Here is a 21,158-nt window from a genome sequence, read left to right as displayed (position 1 = left end):
CATGTGCACACGCCAGGGCGGCGAACGCGGACAGGAACATTGCGCGTTTCAGTTGCCGGTTGCCGCCTCTGGGCGCGTGTTCGCCGTGGATCGAGGTCCCCGACTGCTTGGTGGCCGGTGCAAGACCGGCGTAAGAGGCCAGGTGGGCGGCGGTCGGGAACGAGCTGCCGTCGCCGACGGTGGTCAGGAGGACTGCGGCGGGTCCTGACGCCGACGCCGGGCACCGAGGTCAGGACCGGGGAAAGAGACATCCGATGCAGTTGATCTGTCAAGCGGCGATGGTGAGTTGTGGGGCCGGTAGGGTCGGGAATGCGGCTTGTTCGTCGTATGGGCTGCGCTTGGTGAGGCAGTAGTGGAGGCAGCCGAGCATGCGGTTGAAGAGGTTCCGCTGGGCGGCTGTGTGGCGGTCTCCGTCGGCTCGTCGCCGGTCGTAGTGGGCTCGGGCGCCGGGTGAGGCGGTCAGGCTGGCGAAGGCCCAGACGTAGCCGACCGAGGCCAGGCGCTGGTTCTTGACCCTGCGGGCCATGACGGCGAGGCTTCTGCCAGATGCCCTGGTGATCGGTGCGGCCCCGGCGAAGGCTTTGAGGCCTTTCGCGTCGGTGAAGCGGGATCGGTCGTCGCCGATCTCGGCGAGCACCCGGGCGCCGGTGACAGAGCCGAGTCCCGGAAAGCTGGTGATGATCTCGGCGTCCGGGTGCGTATCAAATGACTCCGCTGTGGCTTCGGTGAGGTCTTCGACGCTGGTGCAGGCGGCGTTGAGCTGTCTGAGCAGAGCGACGGTCTGGCATCCCATGGCCTGCTCGACCTGATTGGGCTGGCGCATTTGTGGGACGCGCAAAGCGGCGCGGAGCCGTTCGGCTTCCGTTTCGATGCCGCGCTCACGGCCGCTCTTCTTCAGCAGCGTGCGCAGCTGGGGGCGGGTGAGCTTGGCGGCCTGTTCGGGGGTGGGGGCCGCTGCCAACACGGCGCGGGCGACGCTGCCGCTGATCCCTTCGCGCTTGTGCTGAAAGGCAGCGAGGAAACCGGGGAAGTATTCGCGCAGGTGAGAGCGGAGTTTATTGCCGGCTTGGGTTCGGTCCCATACGGCATCCTGCTGGGCGCGGGCGAGGACGGCGACCGCTCGGGCGAGCTCGCTGTCGTCAGGCAGCGGCCGGTGTGCGGCCCTGTCCGTGCGCAGGATGTTCGCGAGCACCATGGCGTCGAGGTGGTCGGACTTCTTGCGGGTGACCGTGTGGCGGTCACGGTAACGGGCGGCGGCCATCGGGTTGATGGCGTAAATAGGCCGGCCGGTTGCGCGGAGGCATGCGACGAGAAGTCCGCGGGAGGTCTCGATCGCGATAGGGACCGGGGCGTTCACGGCGTCGCCGTGGGTGGTGAGGAGCTCGAGTAGCTGGTGCAGGCCGTCCAGGTCGTCGGCGATCCGAGCCCTGGCTAACAAGGTGCCTTCCTGGTCGACCAGAGCGACGTCGTGATGGTCGCTGGCCCAGTCGACTCCGCAGGTGATGGTCATGGCGTCGTGTTCGTCCTCTCACTCGGGAGCTTGGCTGCTGGTCGCAGCCGTGCGGGGGCACGCGTCTCCCTAATGGAAGGGCTCGATGGCCCTGCATCCGATTAGCCGTTCGTGACCCCAGCGGTCCTCAGGGCCCTCGGTCTGCTCCAGAACTCGACGGCTCCAGGCGTGGTGAGAGGTGATCCCTGTGGACGGCTCAGACCACAAACATCAACGATCCGATCATCGGACTGGATGTGGTGGACGCTCGGCCTCGTGGCGCTGGACGGGCCCGGAGGCCGACTCTTGACCAAGGGATCCATGTCCCAGGGGGTGTGTGCGGCTTCTCCGGAACCGACCACCGCCACGAGGAGAGTGATGCGAGGCCCGCAGTCTCTTTCAGGGCCTCGACGGGCCGGGGTGGGCCTGGCGGTGCCCCGCATCACTGCCCATTAGGGTGGGCCTCCAGCAGGTCCTCGATCCAGCTTCCAGCAAGTGGCCTCTACCGCATCCAGCAGGTCTCGGTATGCAGGCTCGACGGCATCGCCACTGTGCCCGCCACCAGCCTTGGCCAGGTTGTAGAAGGCGACCAGCGCCTGGTCTGCGCGACGGTCGTAGTCACGCGATTTGTCCTCATAAGCCCCCACACACATGCCGAAACCCCCTGAGAATCCCTGAGGCTGTGAGGGCCGTCGTCCGTGACCGGATGACGGCCCCCTCTACTGCTGTGCGAGCCAGTAGTGGATCCGCTATTGGTGCTGCTCAGAGCGCGTGAAGAGGGCAGTGTGCGAGATCATCCGCGCTGAAGCTGGTGCGCCCGGTCTACCGGTAGGTGATGTCGGAGGTGGAATAACGGCAGTACTTGCCGTCTAAGCGGGCTTGAGCTGAGGTGGGGTCTTCTTATGGGGCTGTGACCAGGGCCAATGCGTGTTTCTTGGTGTTTCCCGATGTTCCAGCTTCTTTCGCTGGGGACCCCCCTGAGAACTCCCTCGCCGGGCTCCCGCCCCCCTGAGAACCCCCTGGGATCACCCTCGCGGAGAGGGCTGTGAGCTGGAAAAACAGCAGCCCTTGCGCCATCTGACGACGTAGGGGGACTTCCGATGCGCCTGACCAAGTCCTGGCCCGCGACGCAGTCTGCCTACTGGACTGCCGACGCATAAGAGGTCGTTTTCTCCCGTTGTTTCATCCCGAAATACGTATTTGATCCGGTGGTGTGGGGTCACGCCAGGAGATGGTCGCTTCGCCGGTGAGGCGGCGGGCCATGAGGTCGGTCATGGCCCGCCGCCTCACCAGCGAGAACACCATCTCCTGGCGCGACCCGGCACTGCCGACCAAACAGCAGATTCCGGGATGAAACAACGGGAGAAAACGACCTCTTAGCTTGTGGTTTTTCCGGCGAAGGCCGTGGGGGTGAAGGCCGTCGGCCGGAGCGCGTGTGCGTGCGCGAGGACCAGGCCGCCGAGGACACTGCCGTTGCCGAGCCTGCAACGCCGATGGCTGAGGACGGCCCGCTGCGCGGGGAAAAGCCGAAGGAGTCCCCGGTCAATGAGCATGGTGGGCAGGGTGCTGCCGTGGCTGCGGCCGGTGGCCGGCCGCAGGCTGTTGGCTGGGACAAGGAGCAGCAGCAGCGACGGGCTGGACTTCCGGCTGATCTTGGTCTGCAGGTGGTTTTGGAGCCGGTCTCCAGGCTGTGGGAGCGGCTGAGCGGCTGGCAGCAGGACCAGGTGAAGGCGGCCGCCAAGGCGGAGGTGAAGCGGCTGGCGGGCCTGCTGGAGCAGCCGGAGCCGACGGAGCGGCTGCTGGCCGACCGGCTCACCGACCGGCTGGAGGAGACCGGCGGCTAGGCCCTGGTCGACCGCCCGTACCCGTGGCTGATCCGCCGCGGCCTGGTGCAGCGTCAGGCGTGTTCGGACCGGAGGTGCGATGACGGGGTCCGGCTGGACACCGGTGGGGAGTGCGAGAACTGCAACAACGTGCTTCACATCCGGCGTGCCCGGCGGGTGAAGATCGCGGCGCAGATCGACCGGGAGTTGCCAGGTCTGGCCGCTGGTGAGCGCCACATGGTCATCGAGGAGCGACTGCGCGAGCACACCGTGCTCGAGGTGGAACGCACCCGGCGCCGGCACGCTTGTGCGGTGGTTGAGGTGGAGGGGCGGCGGGCGGCCGCGGCGCGGCGCCGGGAGCGGGAGGCGGAGCGGGCGCGGCGGTCGGCGCCCTGTGCGGGGTGTGGGCTGCCGGACGCGGCGGGCCTGTGCCCGCCCTGCTCGTACGCCCGGCGCACGGACCAGCTGGTGCAGGAGGCCGTCGACCTGGCGGTCGCCGCGAGGGCCGACCTGGACTACGCGGAGCAGGTGGCGCAGCTCACGGCGCCCTGTGAGGCCGACACCCGGACACTGATCGCTGACGTGTGCAGGCGCCGCAGCGGGGACGAGGCCTGGGCCGCGTACGCGGCCCAGGAGGTCGCCGAACGAGTCCGTGATGAGCGTCGGGCGGCCGCTGTGCGGCGGTTGATGGCGAGCGAGGACGCCGTAGCGGAGGCGGATGCCGCGTACGAGGCAGCGCTGCGCCAGCGGCCCCGGGATCACCGAGGCGCGGAGGCTGCCGCGGACGATGCCTGTCGCCGTACCGCGGGCTATCTGCTACGCAGCAGGCTCGGGCAGCTGACGGTGCTGCGCGCGCGGGTGGCGGCCACAGGTCGCACCGCGGAGTCGCGTGACGGCTGGGGGAGCGTCAATGCCTGCCGTTAGCCTGGGAGTTACTGGATTTTGTGCTGTCTGGTCGCTTTCGCGGCCGGGCTGCCGGGATGCGTGTATCGGGAGGCTGAGCCGACGTGAGTGTTCCTTCCCAGCAGGGGGCCGGGTCAGCATGGCGGCCCTGCCCTTCGGCCAGGACGGCACCTCCCCTCCATAGGCCCGGAAGAAGAACCTCAGGGGCGCGGGGACCGGTGCGTGGCGGGGTGGGGACCGTCACGGCTGCCGCCGGGCCCACTTTCAGTCATCTCGCTTGAATCCGAACTCCCCCAACCATCGGTTCTTCACCTAAAGACTGCAGCAACCGCACGGAATCTTGGTGATCGGATGACCGGAGTGAAGTGCTGCTGTTTCACGCCACCTTGTAGATCTTCTCTTGCATATCTCAGTACCCGCCTGTCTACAGTGATCCCGCTCGTCCTCGAACGCGGCTGACCACCGCTCGAACAAGGGGGCGCGTATCGGAACGGCGACGGGGGGAGCCGCTTTGCGTCATCATGTCGACGCTCCCTGCCGAAAACGGAGGGGTGCTGATGGCCGACCAGATGGTGTTGCAGGCGCAGAAATTCGTCAACGCGACATACGGCAGCCGGACCAGTCCTTCGTGAAACTGCCGGTCACCGGCCTAGGGGACTTCTCCACGTGGGCCTCTCTTCTGGTCTCATTCAGTGATCAGTCGCCCACGGGCGACGACTTACGTGGTCGCTTCCGGCGCCCGCCGGGATTCCGGCCGAAGGGCTTAGCGCTCGCCGACGTAATAGGGCTGCCTCAGCATCGTCGTGATGCCCGCTCACCAGTAGGGCCCAATGGCAAGCGGGGCTCGACGTCCGTCCACCACTGACCTTTTGCCACGCTGAGGCCATGAAGAGAATCCTTCCCGCATTCCTGTTGACCGTTGCGGTTCTGCTGTCGGGATGCAGCACAGAGACCGGTCCGACCGCTGCCGGCGGCCCGCCGACCACCAGCGCGTCCCCGGCCGGGAGCGACACAAATCTGGCGGCACGCTATCGCCGGGCCGACGGAGACCCGGACGTGTACGGCATCAAGCACGCGAAGAACAGGGATGGCCTGCTGACCCTCACTGTATGGACCCGCAGGAAGTCCGGCTACGGGAGCGGCTTCGACAAGTTCGACGAGACGTTGACGTCCTTCCTGACCGGGACGGGCGTCAGCCTCCTTCAGGGCTACGTGCTCAACGTGTACGGCCCTGACGGGACCAGATTGCACCATTACGACACCACCAGGGAGAACTCCTCTTGAGACCGAGACTCTTTACGTCCACCCTCTTAGCCGCAGCTTCTGCTGGGGCCCTTCTGCTGGGTACTGCCCCGCTGGCACAGGCGGAGGGACCCACTGCGGAGCCGTCGGCCACGGCAACTGAGGATCCGACTGCAGAACCGACTGCAGAACCGACTGCAGAACCGACTGCAGAGCCGACCGGGGAGCCGACCGCAGACCCGGTGAACCCGGTGATCGCCGACTATGACGGGAAGAAGATCAACCTCGCCGAGTCCTGGGAAGGCGCCAGTATCTGTACGGAACTTCCCAACGGCGAAGTCCACTGCTACGACTCCAACGAGGAATCCCTGGCGGACCCAGAACTTCCGACCCAGGTCCGTGAGGCAAGCCTCAGAGCCACCACCGATCTGGCCTCTGACCCGCACGACAAATGTGCCGCCGACTACTGGTGCCTCTTTCAGAACGCCAACTACGGTGGCAGGCGCCTACAGTTCTCGAGCAGCGGCAAGAAGAACCTCGGCGACTACGGATTCCGCGACAAGCTCAGCTCGGTCTTCTACTGGGTCGGCCGCTGGTCGATCAACTACGGAACTGCGACGATCTGGGACTCGCGGTCCTGGCCGCTGCACGACCGGGAGCGTGAACTCGAACCGCCGCACGGCTGGGCGAACTTCAAGAACATGGACTACCCAGGTGGCGGCAACTGGAACGACAAGGTCGACGTCTTCCAGGTCGAGCGTGCCTGACACGGGGCAAGGAGCATGAACACACCGCGCTGAGCCTCTTTCATCCTGGTGTGCAGGGGCGAAGCGGGCTGGGCACCGAGATGTGTTACGTGGCAGAGCCCCTCGTTGTCGGCGTGGTGATCTCACTCATCACACAGGCAACCGAGGGGCTTTGTTGCAGACCCGCAGGACCGGGTCCTGGGTGTCCTTCACGCGGACCAGTGCGGGCAGGTCGTGGTTGAGCTGGGCGAGGATACGTCGGGAGGTCGACCTTGGCCGGCTACCCGGTGGGCCTGCGGTCGAGCCGGGCCTTTCTGCAGGTCGTCAACGTCGGCTCGATTAAGGCCCATCGGGCGTCGGTAAAGGTCGCTGGGGTACGGCTTTCGCTGGCTCACGCCGTAGCGTGATCGTGGATGTGGCGGACGGTCCTGCTCCGCTGATGCTGGGCGTTTCTGGATGTGCTGCACCGCTCGCACGCCGGCATCGAGGACGGGGCCCGCACCAATGGCGACGGACTGGACAACCTGCCCTCTGCCTCCTGGGATGTGAACCGCGGCTGGATGCTCGCCGTGAACCTCGCCAGTGATCTCGACGCCTGGGTGCGGCTGCTGGCCTTGCACGACGACGAGGACCTGGCCGACGCCGAGCCGAAGACCATACGTTGCGCCCCTATGGCCGGTGCGACGACGGCGACCCGTGGCGCCGGCCCGCGAGACCCAGCTGTGCAGCGTCCCGGGATGGATACCCAGATCCTCGACCATCCCCGGAATCGGCTTCCCGGTCTCCGTCATGGTCTGCACCGCCCCGTCATGGAAGTCGGCGTCGTAGATGCACTTCCTGGACGCCATGACCCCCAACTATCTCTCCGGTCATGCTCTCCACAGGAGGGGAGGTGCACACGAGCGACTCGCGCACAGTGTGTACGCATGGCAGGCTCGTGCTCCGTATCACGCCCGCCGAGACGGCCCGAGCCTGAATCTGTCAGAGGCTGTAAGAGATCCGGCCCGGCCGTACATCTCCCGGTTGACGGCTGTTGATGGACGGACCATGGAGGTGCTGTGAGACGACGACGAACAACCGCCGGGGAGTACGGTGACCCGGCCGGACACCGGGCCCTTGAGGTGCTCTATACGGCTCATGCTGATCGGGTCCTGGCTTATCTGCTGCACCGCACGGACCGGGAGACAGCTCAGGACATCCTGTCGGAGACCTTCGTTCTGGCCTGGCGCAAGTCCGGGTCCGTACCCGACGATGCCCTGCCGTGGCTGCTCGCCTCGGCCCGGCGGCTGCTCGCCAACCGCGTGCGGTCCGACCAGCGGCACCGCGCACTGACCGAGCACTTGGCGGTGATGGCCGACCGGACGGGGGCCGCGGAGATCGCGGACACGATAGGGACGCGTGCCGAGGTGGCCGCCGCGCTGTCAGCGCTTTCCGAACAGGACCGGGAGGTACTCGTGCTGAGCGCCTGGTACGGCCTGACGGCCAAGCAGGCGGCCGTGGTCGCGGGCTGCACGGCCACTGCCTTCGCTGTGCGCCTGCACCGGGCGCGCAAACGGTTCAGGGCAGCGCTGCTCCGTGCAGGCCATGCACGGCCGGTCCATAACGCGATTTCCCACCCCCACTTCATCCAACGGGAGTCAGCATGAAGCAGAGCGTCACCAAGCACAGCCAGGCGGCCGACCTCGCCGCCGTCCGCGCTCTGCGGCCCACCGGCGACGGCACCGAAGGCTGGGCGGCGTCGGAAGACGGCCAGGCCGTCCTGCGGGGGATCCAGCTACGCACCGAGCAGCCGCGTGCCACGGCCGGTTCTGGGAGACGTCGGCACATGTTCATGGTGGGTGCGGTCACGGCCGCCCTCCTCGGGGGCGCCACCACGGCTGCCGTAGCCACATTCGGGCCATGGGACGAGGACGGGCACAATGTCATGTGCGCTCGCACGCTGTCACCCGAAGCGGACCTGAGTCAGCTGCCGCTCAAAGCCATGAAGGACTTCGATCCGCAGGACGCGACGCGTTCCTGCGCGGCATCCTGGGATCGGATGTGGAACCAGCCCGCCCAGGACACAAGGACACGGACTCCCAAGCCGACCCGGTTCGCGGCCTGCTTCTTTCCCAACGCGCAGCCTGACAGCGGCGAATCCTCGGCCACCGACGACGAGGGGGCACTCGGCGGGCCGGTGGTCTACCCAGCGGACGGCTACCCCACAAAGAAAGCAGCCTGCGCAGCCATCGGCTCCAAGCCCGTGGCCGGCGGTTGAGACCGACTGGAGAGGGCTGACGCAGGTCGTTTCGAAACAGCCCGGGAGCCTCCTGGACATACGGGAATCATGCTTTCCGTCACTGGGCGTTTTCAGAGTGGTCACCGGTCGGGTGACGGGTCGGCCTCCTGTAAGGCGCGAGGCTCCTCTGCCGTTGAGAGAGGTGTTCCACGTCTCAACCCAATCGGCGCAGGAGCCTCGTTGGTCTCCTATCCTGACGCAATCGACCTCCCGCTGGTTAAGGGCTTGGCGGCGGAGTGTTTCCCGGACCTCAAAGGTGCTGGTGCCTGAGGAACGGAGCAACGACGGTGACGGAACGTCACGAGCAGATCTGGGTCGGCATCGACGCCGACAAGGCCCATCGCTGAGCGGTCGGAGTCAAAGCCAGCGGAGAGAAAGGTGCTCTCCAGGAATTCCGTCAACTGTGAGGACGACATCCTGGCCTGAGCGAGGCGGCCTACCAGGTGCGGTGGGCAAGTGGACATCTGAGGCCGGCCCTCAACAAGATCCGCGTGCCGGGATCCAGACAACCTGATCAGGATACTCCCTGACGAGATCCCTCCACTTTTTCACCGCAGGCCTGCAAGTGCTTACCGCGCTAGGCGAGGTGCAGATTCCGCTTAACGCTGTCGTGTGCACCCGATTCTAGTCAGGGACGTTTTCAGGGGTGCCTGTTCCGTAACGGCTGCAACTACTGTGACCGGAGCGGCGGGCAGGAAGCCCTGGCCCGTTACGCGCACAGAGCTCACGGGCTGCAGGCAGCAGCCTCGTGCGCGGCACTCAATCTGGGGGGGATTGTGTCTTGGGGGAACACAGGGGGTTGGAAAGCTGCCGCGCTCTCCTGCAGTCGTCTGCAGGACTTCCCTGCAGGCGGTATACCGACGCCGCCGCCGAGTGGTACACGCTCGCCGGAAGCCCGACCTCGCTCTGCCACCACGGGCTGCAGGACCTTGTCGTTGGCATCGCCAACACCACCCCGGTCGCGGTATTGGGACAAACCGTCGGCATCGGGCCGCGCAAGGCAGTCGGCGCCCGGGGCTGGCACATCGCTGTGCAGCTCCTCACCTAGTCCGCGTCCCTGGGCACGCTGGACGGACTCGACGGCACCACCTTGGGCACACTGACCGTCCTCGTCACGGCCGTCACCCGTCAGTGGAACCCCGTCCCCGCCCACCCTCGGTGCGATCGCCCCGCCATTGGATTGCTCACCGGTCATCTCGCCGGCCTCTATCCGGCCTGGCGAGCCGCCCGTGTCCCGCCCGCACAAGCTCTCCGCCGCTGAGCCGGTGTCGACCTACCGGCATGGTCGCGGAGTCTGCCCAGTCACATTCTCTTCCGGACCTAGGGGAATCCTTGAGATCGAGACGTAGAGCACATCCGTCTCTCGCGCTGACGGCCGCCGCACTGGCGGTGGTCGGCCTTATCCCAGCCGCCGCACCGGCTTTCGCTGCCGAGGCGACACCAAAGCCATCACCAGAACCATCCGCCCATACCGTGCCGCCCGCCCCAGTCGATGATCCGGCCAAGAAGCTCGGCACCGGCTGGAAGGCATCCGAGGACCGGGCGGTGACCAGTGCGGCCGACACCGACGGACTGAAGATCCTCGTCGCCGACTCGTCGAAGGCGTACGCGTGGAAGACGGTGGCCTCCCTGGCGGAGCCAACGATGTCGGCGGACACCTGGATCGGCAACCAGTGCGTCATGGACGACGGTCATGTCGCTGTCGTGTACGCACCCCGCACCTTCACCAACAAGCCCGACCTCATGCAGGGCGGCGCCTTTGCAGCCGTCGTCAACACCATCACCGGCCGCGTGGTGAAGCTCCCGTTCACCGCGTCGCTAGCCTACTTCGACCCGTCCTGCAACACGGTCACGCACACGGCCGCCTTCACCGCCTTCCGCGACATGAACGACCCGGCGAAAACGAAGAGCCGGGTGGTCACGGTCAACACAGCCGGAAAGACGCTCGGTTCGCTAGAGACCGCAGGAGAGATAACCAGCGCGGTACCGGTGGAGGACGGCGCGATCGGCGCGCGCGGGCGCGAACTAGTCCGTCTCGACGGCGGCGGTCGGCTGACGACGCTCGCCACCGCCGACAGCCCGCCGTTCAACATCCGGCTCACCCGCGACGGGCACGTCGCTTTCCTCGACCGTCAGGGCGACTCCACCGCCCGCGCCAAACTGTGGCAAGGGCACGGCACGCCTTCCGTGATTGCTTCGGGCAAGCTCGGTGACGTGGACCTGCGCCAGGGCGCCGCAGGCAGGGTGTTCCTGACCGGCGAGCCCTCTCGTACCCAGCTGAAGGATTCAGGCGTCTCGCTCCTGGACGCCCCCGCCGACACTGAGATCTCCACCCTGGGGCGGCTCGCCGTCGACCCTGTCCTCACCCCCGGCGTGCGCCGCGGCCTTGCCCGCGTCGAGGACGCGGGCAAGGACTTCGACAAGAGCACCACAGGACCGGAGAGCCCGGTCACCGGTGCGCCGGACACCGCCAGCAGCGATGAACCGACCACCGTCACGTCGACCGCCACCACCACGGGTGCGAAGATCACACAGTTGGTGGCGCAGACCACGGCGAACACCGGCGACACCTCCGTATCTCCCGCCCTCACCGGCATTGCCGCACCCGCCGCCCTCACCGCGGCCGACAACCGAGCGAACGACCCGGTCGACACCGACCGCTGGTGCTCGGTGCCCCGCAACGACGTGAAATCCCAGGCGCTGCAACCCACCCCGAACCAGGTCGAGTGGGCTGTCGACATGGCCATCCGCGGCGAACTGCGCTCGAGATGGATCACACAGGGAGGCTGGCGTGACCAGATCGGGATCGGCACCATCGACCCGCAGGGCCTCTTCCCCCGCCCGTCCCTGACCGGCGGTGGCCGCATCCCCGCCAACGTACTGCTCGGCGTGATGGCGCAGGAGTCGAACCTGTGGCAAGCCGAACCGGGCGCCGTCCCCGGCCAGATGGGAAGCCCCCTGGCCTCCTACGCCGGCTTCTACGGGCATAAGGGCGACACCTCTGCCGAGTACTGGAAGATCAACTGGGCGAACTCCGACTGCGGCTACGGCGTGGGACAGGTCACCGACGGCATGCGGATGGCGGGACACGAGAAGACGGGCGAGACCGCACTGCCCGCAGCCACCCAGCGCGCGGTCGCCCTGGACTACTCAGTGAACGTCGCCGCCTCCCTGTACATCCTCGCGGACAAGTGGAATGAACTCCACGAGGCGGCGCAGAAGATCACCGTCAATAACGACGACTCGGCGAAACCCGAAAACTGGTTCGCCGCCCTGTGGAACTACAACCTCGGCTTCAATCCCCGCAGCGCCGAGTCAACGAATGGCAACTGGGGCCTGGGCTGGTACAACAATCCAGCCAACCCCATGTATCCCCAGTCGCGTTCGGCCTTCATGAACACCGACATCGATCCGTACGCCGCCAGGGACGCGGCGCACCCGCAGGACTGGCCGTACGAGGAGAAGGTGCTGGGCTGGGCCGCCTGGTCCATGGACACCGGCTACTCCTATGCGACCTCCGGCCGACAGGACTGGCCGGGCGAGTCCGGTTTCTCCTCTGCCGGCTTCCGCCCCGCCTACTGGAACGGCACAGCCGAGGCCTACACCATGCCGGGCAGCGCGAAGTACAACCGGGCGCACGCCACGCCGTCGCGCGACACGTTCTGCAACACCAAGAACAACTGCAATGCCGCCAGCCCGCCGGACTGCCCCAACGCCGCCTGCTACACCAAGTACTGGTGGCACGAAACCAACACGACCTGGAAGAGCGACTGCGCCACCAGTTGTGGCTTCGAGAACATCAAGTACCAGACCCTGGCGGCAGAACCAGGCCGCGGCACCCGGCTCCAGTACGGCACCCCGATCTGCGCCGGCGACTCCGCCAACAAGCTGCCCTCGGGCGCACTGATCGTGAACTCCGTACCCGACAACACGAATACCTACAGCTCGTGCGGTACGACCGGCACCGACGCCGGCAGCTTCCAGTTCACCTTCAACTCCGACGGCTCAGTCGGCTCCGGACTCGGCCAGTACGAGGCGAAGGGCGACCTGTACCAGATCGGCGGCGGATACGGCGGCCACTTCTGGTACGCCCACACCCGCAACGCCGCCCACCTCGCCGGCAGCAACGGGGCGATGACCGTCAAGGGGACCTGGACCCTGGGCCAGAACCTGAACAGCTGGGCCCGGGTCTTCGTGCAGCTGCCCGACACCGGTGCCCACACCCAGCAGGCCCACTACACCATCCACGGCGTGGCCGGCGGTGACCGGGAGCGCTACCTCAACACCCACTATGGCGCGAACACCTGGGCCGAGCTCGGTGTCTACCGCTTCACGGGAACACCCCAGGTAGAGCTCACGAACACCACCGACGACGGAACGGCCGAGGAGGACGTGGCCTACACCTCGATCGCCTTCCAAAAACTCCCGGGCAAGCCGCAGGACATGGTCGTCGCGATGGGCGACTCCTACACGTCCGGCGAGGGCTCGGGCGACTACTACCACGTCAGCGACCGCGACCACGGTAAGACCAGCTGGAACGCCTGTCGGCGCAGCCCGAACGCATGGCCACGCAAGGTCACTCTCCCGAACCAGACACAGACCGTCGGGACCCTCGCGGACGGGTTCAACGCGAACCTCGACTTCCAGTTTGTCGCCTGTTCCGGAGCCAAGACCTGGCAGGCGGGGACGGGCACACCCGTCGACGGCACAGGCAAAGAGACGTGGGGCTTCGACGGAAACTTCCACGAGAAGTTCCAGACCGACTCCGGAGTGCTCAGCTCGGACACGACCCTGGTGATGCTGACCATTGGCGGAAACGATGCTCAGTTCGACAAAAAGATCGAGGCCTGTGTAACGGACGTAGAGAACGGATGTCCCTCCGAAACGTCAATGCAGGCCGACATCGACACAGCCGTGACGCAAACCGGGGTGCTGCTGGACGAAATCCACAACGCGGCACCGAACGCAACGATCTCCTTGATGGGATACCCCTTGCTGTTCAGCCGCACTGCGGCCTGTTCGACCGCGGTGAGCGCATCTCAGCGTGTCATCCTGAACAACATGGCCCAGTACTTCGAGGACAAGCAGAGGAACCTTGCCCTCTCCAAGACCTCGGCGGGCGTGCGCTACCGGTCCCCGCAGGCGGCGTTCGAGGGCAAACGGATCTGCGACACGCCGGAAGGCATCAACGGGGTAGTGGCCGGACCGAACGGCGACGGCGACTTCCACCATGACGACGACGCGACCAAACTGTGCTGGTGGTTCTGGGGAGACAGCTGCCTCAGCCGGGAGAGCTACCACCCCAACAAGACAGGTCACACCGCCTACGCGCAGGCGTTCATGATGCTGGGCCCCGCAGCGATCAGACAAGAGGACGAGTGAACCCGTCTCTTTCCTCCACCGGTGCTCCGCCGCGGTCCGACCGCGGCGGGGTGCCGGCCCCCGGCTGCATGCTGGCACTCATGGTGCCCATACTCCTCGTGCTGCTCGCCGCGGGGACGCTCATGATCATGTCTCACCGCCAGGATGACGCCAACGAACGCCATGAGAACGAGGCGTTGGAACAGATAACGAGGCATGCGCAGTCGTACGAGGACGATGTGCAGAACGAGGCGCGCAACGGCTACCCGAGCGAGGACCGGACACGTGCCATCGCCCAACGGAACCACAGCAGACTCATCTCATACGGGCAGTCAGCCCAGTCGCTGACCACCGTCGTCGAGTTCTCTGCGACGTATGAGGACACCAGCTTCTTCGGTACCTCACCCTCAATGGCCTACCGCTGCTACGTCTTCCATTTCCAACCGGCCAAGGGCGGAACAGGCCGGACGACGCTCGCCCTTCAAGAATGCAATTCCACCTGACCGGACAACCACCCACGCACTGCGGGATCGGAGCGGAGGCGGATGCCGCGTACGAGACAGCGCTGCGCCAGCGGCCCCGGGATCACCGGGGCGCGGAGGCTGCCGCGGACGGTGCCTGTCGCCGTGCCGCGGGCTATCTGCTGCGCAGCCGGCTTGGACAGCTGAGGGTGCTGCGGGCGCGGGTGGCGGCCGACCGGTTGCCTCGCGGGATCGCATGACGGCTGTGGGAACGTCAATGTCTGCCCTTAGCCTGGGAGTTGCTGGATTTGTGCTGTCTGGCCGCTTTCACGGCCGGGCTGCGGGGATGCGTATACCCCTCCTTCTTCCTGACCGAGCCGCCACACGTGGGCCATGGAGACACGACAGCCGCCGGCCGGAAACCGCCATCCGTTCGCGGCCGAGCCCGCGGGGGTCTCGGATCCACGATCAAGCCCTTTCGGTGGACCTCGCGACGTACCTGTGCGGCCACGCCCGCCGCGTCGTCGCAAACCAGGCGACCCCGGCACGCGCCAGGCGATCGCGCACCCGCGCCCACTCCGGCGGACCCGCGCCCTCCTCGTCGTACCGCGAGTCGTGCTCTGCCACCGCATCCGTCACTGGATCAGCCATCCCAACCAATCCTGGTGATGAGTTTTCGCGTCCGCACCCGTCACACCTACGACGGGACCCGACGAAGCGGAAGGATGACGTGATGAGTGCGGACACGCGCCTGGAGGAGCTGGGCGTGAGCGGGCTGGGCGAGGTCGACGAGTCGGCGTTCTCTGGGCTGGCGGAGCGGCACCGGCGGGAGCTGCACGTGCACTGCTACCGGATGCTCGGGTCGTTCGAGGACGCCGAGGACACCGTGCAGGAAACGTTCCTCCGTGCCTGGCGGCGGCGGGAGACCTTCGAGGGGCGGTCGACGTTCCGGGCCTGGCTGTACCGGATCGCCACCAACGCCTGCCTGGACCTGCTCGCCAAGTGCCGCCCGGAGCCTGCGACCGGCGGCGAGGTGCTGTGGCTGCAGCCCTACCCGGACCGGCTGCTCAACGAGCTGCCCGCGAGCGACGCGGACGAGCCGGAGACCGTCGCCGTCGCGCGGGAGACAATCGAGCTGGCGTACCTGGTCGCCGTCCAGCACCTCGCGCCGCGCCCGCGGGCCGTGCTGATCATGCGGGACGTGCTCGGCTGGCCGGCGAAGGAGGTCGCGGAGCTCCTCGGGGACTCCGTCAACTCCGTGAACAGCGCGCTGCAGCGGGCCCGCGCCGGCATGCGGGAGCACCTGCCCGCCGAGCGGCAGGACTGGACCGGCGGCGAACAGGACGCCAGGACGCGCGAGCTGGTGCGCCGCTTCACCGAAGCCAGCGTGGCCACGGACGTCGACAGCCTCGCCGCAATGCTGCGGGACGACGTCCGGTGCTCGATGCCGCCCACGCCGGGCCTGAACGTCGGCCGCGACGCGGTGGTCAACGACTGGATTGAGGACGGCTTCGAGGGCATGAAGGGCCTGCGCGCCGTCCACACCTCCGTGAACCGGCAGCCCGCCGTCGCCTTCTACCTCTGGCGGAAGCCAGAGGGCGCCTACCTGCCGCTGACGATCGACGTCCTGCGGATCACCGGTGGGGCGATCACCGAGATCGTCACGTTCCACGACGACCAGTTCCCGCGGCTCGGGCTGCCGGAGCGTCTGCTGGCGGACGGCACGGAGTAGTCCCGGTGTGGACGCTCACGCTGCGCGGTGGCGCGCGCGTCGCGGTGGTCGCTGCACAGTGGTACGACGCGTTCGGCGTCGTCACCCGCGGGCGGGTGCAGCTGGAGCTGCGCGACGGCGAGCTCGGGCCGGTCCTCCGACGCTGCGCCGGGTTCTGGCTCCGCGGCACCGGCGTCCGAGCCCTGCGCAACCCCGGCCGTCGCACGGCGAGGGTGCACATCGTCACCCCCAGGGCCAGGACCGTCACAGGCCAGTCGACACACCCCGTACGCGAGTTACTGAATGACGGAGGAACGACATGAACAGCATGAATGAGACCGGGGTCGGCGCAGGCGCGGCATCGGGCCGGTCCAGCCGCACCCACCGGCTCCGCGGGCTCACCGGCACCGGCTTCATTGCCACGCTCGCGGCGATGGTGGCCACCACCCTCGCCGCTGCGCTTGCCCAGGCTGTTGGCGTCGACTTCGAGGTCCCCGATGGTGGCGAGACGATCCCGTTGTCCGGGTTCGCCGTGGTGACCGGCTTCTTCTCGGTCGTGGGCATCGTCATCGCCGTCGCTCTTCTTCGTTGGAGCGCTCGCCCCGCCGAGCGATTCGTGTGGACGGCAGTGTCGCTGACCACGATCTCGTTGGTCCCGCCCCTCCTCTCCGGGGCAAACACCGCAACCACCACCGCCCTCCTCGGGCTGCACCTCGTCCCTGCGACGGTGATGATCCCCACCCTGGCGCGGAGCCTCCGCACCCGGACCGATTGACTCTCGAGTCAACGTCTGGCTCACACCGCGCCAGGACGCGCTCACAGCCGGGCCCTGACACCTACGCCTGCGGGAGGCTGTCACGCCGCCAGCAGGGCAGGGAGCGCTGTTTGTGACGTGGGAGGTTGGAAAGGGCTCATTGGCCCATCCGTTGACATCCAACCTAGCCGCCCCAGTTCAGATGTCACCCGATCGTGCGGCAGACCCATCCCCGCAGGTGACGGTCATCGTGTCGTTTTCGTCCTCTCGGTCAGGGGCTTGTTGCTGCTGGTCGCAGCCGTGCGGGGGCACGCGTCTCCCTAACCTCGCGCTTTCGCGAGTGGGCCTGTCCGGGTCTTGATCAAATAAATGGAGAGTGCCGCTGACCTGCAACGATGGGACTTGTCGAGGGTCCTGTCAGCTGCAAGGAAAGAAGCACTCTCCAGGTGAAGAAGCGTAGCGGGTCCTATCCGCGTGTCCGTGTCGAGGGCAGCAGCCGTGGGGTGGTCTCGCAGGCCGGGGCGGTGCTGCTGGTCGAAACGGTCCGCAAGGTCGGCCTGGACACGGCAATATCGGCGGCGCTGGCACCGTGGCGCAAGCCGCGGACCGTGCACGACCCGGGCAAGATCCTGCTGGATGTGGCCCTGGCCGTCGCACTCGGCGGCGACTGCCTGGCCGATGTCGCCATGCTGCGGGCCGAGCCCGACGTGTTCGGCCCGGTGGCCTCCGATCCGACGGTCTCCCGGCTCGTCGACGCCCTCGCCACGTCCGGCCCGAAGGCTCTCGCGGCGATCAGGGGCGCACGTGCCGAAGTACGGACGCGCGTGTGGGAGTTGGCCGGCGCGGACAGCCCGGCCGCCGACGGCCAGGTGATCGTGGACATCGACGGCGTACTGGTGCTCGCCCACTCCGAGAAGCAGGACGCCACCGCGACCTGGAAGAAGACCTTCGGCCATCACCCGCTCGTCGCGTTCGTCGACCACGGCCAGGCCGGCTCCGGGGAACCGGTGGCCGCTCTGCTGCGGCCCGGCAACGCAGGCTCCAACACCGCCACCGACCACATCGAAACCGCCCAACTCGCCCTGGCCCAACTCCCCGGACACCTGCGGCGAGGGCGGCAGACACTGATCCGCACCGACTCCGCCGGCGGCACCCACGCCTTCCTCGACTGGCTCTCCAAGCCTGGCCGGTGGCTGTCGTATTCCGTCGGAATGACCATCACCGACACCATCCACCAAGCCGTCCTGAAGATCCCGAAGAAAGCATGGACACCGGCCTACGACGCCGGCGGCACCGAACGGCCCGGCGCCTGGGTCGCAGAGATCACCGACATGCCCGACCTGAGCACCTGGCCCAAGGGCATGCGGCTGATCGTCAGAAAGGAACGCCCGCACCCCGGCGCCCAGCTGCGCTTCACCGACCTCGACGGACTACGGCTGACCTGCTTCGCCACCAACACCAAGGGCGGCCAACTCGCCGGCCTCGAACTGCGTCACCGCAGACGGGCCCGCTGCGAGGACCGCATCCGAAACGCCCGCGACAGCGGCCTGCGCAACCTGCCCCTGCACGACACCGCCCAGAACCGGATCTGGCTGGAGATCGTCTCCCTCGCACTCGACCTCCTCGCCTGGATGCCCATGCTCGCCCTGACCGGCAAGACCCGCCGCTGGGAACCCAAACGGCTTCGCCTGCGGCTGTTCTCCGCCGCCGCCCAGTTCGTGAACACGGGCCGCCGCCGCTGGCTCCGCCTGCCCGCCCGATGGCCCTGGAGCGACGTCATCACCTACGCAATCGAGCGGCTCCTTGCCCTGCCGAACCCCGGCTGACCAGCCACTTCACCCATCCCGACAACCCGCATCACCACACCGGGCAGTGGAACCCGGCGCCTACCCGACGCGAGAGCCGGGCCATCAGCCTGACCGCACCGTGAAAACTCCACCACGTCCGACAACAAAGGGCCCGTCAGCAAGCTGACGGACCCTCATGAACGATCGAGGCTAATGGAAGGGCTCGATGGCCCAGCATCCGATTAGCCGTTCGTGACCCCAGCGGCCCGCGGTGCCCCGCTTCACTGCCCATTAGGGTGGGCCTCCAGCAGGTCCTCGATCCGGCCTTCCAGCACGTGGCCTCTACCGCATCCAGCAGGTCTCGGTATGCAGGCTCGACTGCATCGCCACTGTGCCCGCCACCAGCCTTGGCCAGGTTGTAGACGGCGACCAGCGCCTGGTCTGCGCGACGGTCGTAGTCACGCGATTTGTCGCCATAAGTCCCCATACTTATGCCGAAACCCCCTGAGAATCCCTGAGGCTGTGAGGGCCGTCATCCGTGGCTGGATGACGGCCCCCTCTACTGCTGTGCGAGCCAGTAGTGGATCCGCTATTGGTGCTGCTCAGAGCGGGTGAAGAGGGCAGTGTGCGAGATCATCCGCGCTGAAGCTGCGGCGCACGGTCTACCGGTAGGTGATGTCGGAGGTGGAGTAACGGCAGTATCGAACGTGCATCGCTCTGGCGCCCTCGCTGTGATCTGGATCTGGGCCGTGACCTGGCCATCTAGTCTTTCTGGTTCTTTCTCGGTGTTTCGCGATGTGTCGTTCAGCACCCCCCTGGGAACTCCCTGAAGGGCTTCGAACCCCCTCTGAACTCCCTGAGATTGAGCCCCGTAAGAGGGGGTGTAGGCCTCGTGTAAGAGGCTGTGAGCTGGAAAAATAGCAGCCCCCCCTGCGCCAGCTGACGACGCAGGGGGACTTCCGATGCCCCTGACCAGGTCCCGGCCCGCGACGCGGTCTGCCTGCTGGACGTCCCGACGTACAAGACCGGCACCGCGTTCACCAAGCCGGTCGATCCGATCCTCGGTCAGGCCCTCGGTGCGTGGCAGGCGATCCGTCCGGAGCAGCCGAAGCTCACCGACCGCCGCACCGGCGAGCTGGTGGACCTGCTGTTCGCCACCCGGGCCCGGAAGGTTTTCCTCCGCCTACACCAACAACACCGTCATCCCGATGCTCTGCCGCAAGGCTGGTGTCCCCGCCGCCGACGTGCGTGGGACATCACCAGCCACCGGGCCCGGTCCACGATCGCCAGCCAGCTCTACAACGCGAAGTAGCCGATGACTCTGTTCGAACTGTAAGCCTGGCTCGGCCACCGCTCGCCGCAGTCCACTCAGTTCATTTTTACGCGAAGATCAGCCCGACGACGCTGACCCGGGCCTACGACGACGCGGGTACTTCTCCCGCAACGTCCGCACGATCGAGGTCCTTGTCGACCGCGACGCGGTCACCTCCAGCGCCGCCGCGCCGGGTGAGCCCTGGCAGTACTTCGACCTCGGCCACGGCTGGTGCACCTACACCTGCTTCGAGCAGTGCAAGCACCGCATGGCCTGCGCCCGCTGCGACTTCTACACGCCGAAACACTCCAGCAAAGCCCAGCTCCTCGAGGCGAAGGACAATCTCCAACGCATGCGGGCAGCGATCCCGCTGACCGACGACGAACAAGCCGCCGTCGACGATGGCCAGGCCGCGCTCAACCGGCTGCTGGAACGCCTCGCGGACATCCCCACGCTATCCGGCCCCGCCCCACGTCAACTGCTGCCGATCATCGAGGTCCGGCGGGCCGCTGACGTCGAGTGGTGCCACGGCCATACGGCTAGCCCAAGCCACAAGTCATGACCCGTCGTCTGGCGGCAGGTTGGGCACAGCGGCACGGAAGAGGCTGACCAACAACCCATAGGGCTCGCCCCGCCCGGGAGCGGTCAGGTGCGGCTCCTCGGCCATCGTGCGCAAACGGGCTTCCAGCGCGTGCGCCTCGGAGTTGGTGAGACAGAGGCGGCGCAGTACGGTGTGCGAGGGCTGGTCGGGCTGACTGGGCAGTATCTCGCCCAGCGCGGCATTGATCGGGAACTCCGGCCCGACGGCCGCGTCTTGGTGCACCTTGAAGCCATGGCTGACGAGCGCGAAGTACTGCTCGGTGCCGCCGCGTACCTGGCGGGTCTCGGCCAGCCGGACCAGTCCGGCCTCGCGCAGCACGCGCACGTGGTAGCCGATGGTGCCCTTGCTCATTACCAGCGCTGCTCACGATGCTGCCCCGGCTGGCAGGCGCCCACTTCGAGGTCGAGGTCGGCGTCTTCACCGGCTACTCGACCCCCTCTGCATCGCCCGCGGCCTGGCTGACGACGAGTGGCTGCTCGCCTGCGACATCAGCGAGGAGTGGACCGCCATCGGCCAGCCGTACTGGGAGCGTGCGGGCGTCGCCGACCGGATCGACCTACGGATGTCCCCCGCGCTGCAGACACTGCGCGCACTCGGTCCCGAGCCGGTCATCGACATCGCCTTCATCGGTACCTGCGCGAAGCAGGAGAGGGCCGTGGGGCGGGCCGGATCGAGCGAGGCCTGAACGGG

The 21,158-nt window shown here is 67.2% G+C and carries 15 protein-coding genes and 4 pseudogenes; 14 read left to right on the top strand and 5 right to left on the bottom strand.

The annotated features are described in order from the left end of the window. Positions 1-13: 13 nt before the first annotated feature. From OHT57_RS06390 to OHT57_RS06380, 3 genes and pseudogenes are all read right to left on the bottom strand, one after another. Positions 14-245, bottom strand: a pseudogene (locus OHT57_RS06390) (transposase); the annotation flags it as partial. A gap of 23 nt (positions 246-268) precedes the next feature. Beyond that, complete coding sequence (locus OHT57_RS06385) at positions 269-1,510, bottom strand: IS110 family transposase (RefSeq protein WP_328743949.1); 1,242 nt, start codon at positions 1,508-1,510, stop codon at positions 269-271. A gap of 1,161 nt (positions 1,511-2,671) precedes the next feature. Further along, positions 2,672-2,767, bottom strand: a pseudogene (locus tag OHT57_RS06380) (IS5 family transposase); the annotation flags it as partial. A gap of 161 nt (positions 2,768-2,928) precedes the next feature. On the opposite strand from OHT57_RS06380, the gene OHT57_RS06375 reads away from it, so the two are divergent. The 4 genes from OHT57_RS06375 to OHT57_RS06360 all read left to right on the top strand — a co-directional run bounded on the left by OHT57_RS06375 (position 2,929) and on the right by OHT57_RS06360 (position 6,224). Next, on the top strand, positions 2,929-3,333 hold the full coding sequence (locus tag OHT57_RS06375) for a hypothetical protein (RefSeq protein WP_328745062.1): 405 nt from the start codon (positions 2,929-2,931) through the stop codon (positions 3,331-3,333). 129 nt (positions 3,334-3,462) lie between these two features. Beyond that, on the top strand, positions 3,463-4,236 hold the full coding sequence (locus OHT57_RS06370) for a hypothetical protein (RefSeq protein ID WP_328745061.1): 774 nt from the start codon (positions 3,463-3,465) through the stop codon (positions 4,234-4,236). A gap of 864 nt (positions 4,237-5,100) precedes the next feature. Then, the gene (locus tag OHT57_RS06365) at positions 5,101-5,499 is read left to right on the top strand and encodes a hypothetical protein (RefSeq protein WP_328745060.1); all 399 of its coding nucleotides are present in this window, start codon (positions 5,101-5,103) and stop codon (positions 5,497-5,499) included. A 209-nt stretch (positions 5,500-5,708) separates the two neighbouring features. Next, positions 5,709-6,224, top strand: a complete 516-nt coding sequence (locus OHT57_RS06360; protein ID WP_328745059.1) for a peptidase inhibitor family I36 protein — start codon at positions 5,709-5,711, stop codon at positions 6,222-6,224. Between the two features lie 262 nt (positions 6,225-6,486). On the opposite strand, the pseudogene OHT57_RS06355 reads toward OHT57_RS06360, so the two are convergent. Further along, positions 6,487-6,598: pseudogene (locus tag OHT57_RS06355) on the bottom strand (transposase); the annotation flags it as partial. Positions 6,599-7,261: 663 nt separating this feature from the next. Here OHT57_RS06355 and OHT57_RS06350 point away from each other — a divergent pair. The 9 genes from OHT57_RS06350 to OHT57_RS06310 all read left to right on the top strand — a co-directional run bounded on the left by OHT57_RS06350 (position 7,262) and on the right by OHT57_RS06310 (position 20,429). Further along, positions 7,262-7,849 carry an RNA polymerase sigma factor gene (locus OHT57_RS06350; RefSeq protein ID WP_328745058.1) on the top strand — a complete coding sequence of 196 codons (588 nt, stop codon included), beginning with the start codon at positions 7,262-7,264 and terminating at the stop codon, positions 7,847-7,849. Beyond that, positions 7,846-8,460 carry a hypothetical protein gene (locus OHT57_RS06345; RefSeq protein WP_328745057.1) on the top strand — a complete coding sequence of 205 codons (615 nt, stop codon included), beginning with the start codon at positions 7,846-7,848 and terminating at the stop codon, positions 8,458-8,460. The genes OHT57_RS06350 and OHT57_RS06345 overlap by 4 nt, the downstream gene beginning before the upstream one ends. Positions 8,461-9,954: 1,494 nt before the next feature. Beyond that, complete coding sequence (locus OHT57_RS06340) at positions 9,955-13,863, top strand: SGNH/GDSL hydrolase family protein (protein ID WP_328745056.1); 3,909 nt, start codon at positions 9,955-9,957, stop codon at positions 13,861-13,863. 80 nt (positions 13,864-13,943) lie between these two features. Further along, positions 13,944-14,345: a hypothetical protein gene (locus tag OHT57_RS06335; protein ID WP_328745055.1), complete on the top strand. Its 402-nt coding sequence runs from the start codon at positions 13,944-13,946 to the stop codon at positions 14,343-14,345. A gap of 691 nt (positions 14,346-15,036) precedes the next feature. Next, entirely contained in the window at positions 15,037-16,035 is a 999-nt protein-coding gene (locus tag OHT57_RS06330) for an RNA polymerase subunit sigma-70 (RefSeq protein ID WP_328745054.1), read from the top strand. 5 nt (positions 16,036-16,040) lie between these two features. Continuing rightward, complete coding sequence (locus tag OHT57_RS06325) at positions 16,041-16,337, top strand: hypothetical protein (protein ID WP_328745053.1); 297 nt, start codon at positions 16,041-16,043, stop codon at positions 16,335-16,337. Further along, positions 16,334-16,789 (top strand): DUF6069 family protein, encoded by a 456-nt coding sequence (locus OHT57_RS06320; protein WP_328745052.1) that lies wholly within the window; start codon positions 16,334-16,336, stop codon positions 16,787-16,789. Before OHT57_RS06325 ends, OHT57_RS06320 begins: the two co-directional genes overlap by 4 nt. Positions 16,790-17,214: 425 nt before the next feature. Beyond that, positions 17,215-18,594, top strand: a complete 1,380-nt coding sequence (locus OHT57_RS06315) for an IS1380 family transposase (protein ID WP_328744772.1) — start codon at positions 17,215-17,217, stop codon at positions 18,592-18,594. Between the two features lie 1,541 nt (positions 18,595-20,135). Next, positions 20,136-20,429 carry a hypothetical protein gene (locus OHT57_RS06310; RefSeq protein WP_328745051.1) on the top strand — a complete coding sequence of 98 codons (294 nt, stop codon included), beginning with the start codon at positions 20,136-20,138 and terminating at the stop codon, positions 20,427-20,429. Here OHT57_RS06310 and OHT57_RS06305 read toward each other — a convergent pair. After that, positions 20,424-20,819: a helix-turn-helix domain-containing protein gene (locus OHT57_RS06305; protein WP_328745050.1), complete on the bottom strand. Its 396-nt coding sequence runs from the start codon at positions 20,817-20,819 to the stop codon at positions 20,424-20,426. The two genes, OHT57_RS06310 and OHT57_RS06305, sit on opposite strands and share 6 nt — an antisense overlap. An 8-nt stretch (positions 20,820-20,827) precedes the next feature. Between OHT57_RS06305 and OHT57_RS06300 the strand changes: the two are divergent. Next, positions 20,828-21,096 (top strand): annotated as a pseudogene (locus OHT57_RS06300) (O-methyltransferase); the annotation flags it as partial. Positions 21,097-21,158: the final 62 nt, after the last annotated feature.

The sequence above is a fragment of the Streptomyces sp. NBC_00285 genome, assembly GCF_036174265.1.
Taxonomy (GTDB): Bacteria; Actinomycetota; Actinomycetes; order Streptomycetales; family Streptomycetaceae; genus Streptomyces.
This window is presented reverse-complemented; position numbering and strand designations above follow the sequence as displayed.

What these genes read in the sequence shown, in the direction of transcription:
- OHT57_RS06385 (WP_328743949.1), bottom strand. Translation starts at nt 1,510, where the DNA reads ATGACCATCACCTGCGGAGTCGACTGGGCCAGCGACCATCACGACGTC.
- OHT57_RS06365 (WP_328745060.1), top strand. Translation starts at nt 5,101, where the DNA reads ATGAAGAGAATCCTTCCCGCATTCCTGTTGACCGTTGCGGTTCTGCTG.
- OHT57_RS06345 (WP_328745057.1), top strand. Translation starts at nt 7,846, where the DNA reads ATGAAGCAGAGCGTCACCAAGCACAGCCAGGCGGCCGACCTCGCCGCC.
- OHT57_RS06335 (WP_328745055.1), top strand. Translation starts at nt 13,944, where the DNA reads ATGGTGCCCATACTCCTCGTGCTGCTCGCCGCGGGGACGCTCATGATC.
- OHT57_RS06330 (WP_328745054.1), top strand. Translation starts at nt 15,037, where the DNA reads ATGAGTGCGGACACGCGCCTGGAGGAGCTGGGCGTGAGCGGGCTGGGC.
- OHT57_RS06320 (WP_328745052.1), top strand. Translation starts at nt 16,334, where the DNA reads ATGAACAGCATGAATGAGACCGGGGTCGGCGCAGGCGCGGCATCGGGC.
- OHT57_RS06310 (WP_328745051.1), top strand. Translation starts at nt 20,136, where the DNA reads ATGGCCTGCGCCCGCTGCGACTTCTACACGCCGAAACACTCCAGCAAA.
- OHT57_RS06305 (WP_328745050.1), bottom strand. Translation starts at nt 20,819, where the DNA reads ATGAGCAAGGGCACCATCGGCTACCACGTGCGCGTGCTGCGCGAGGCC.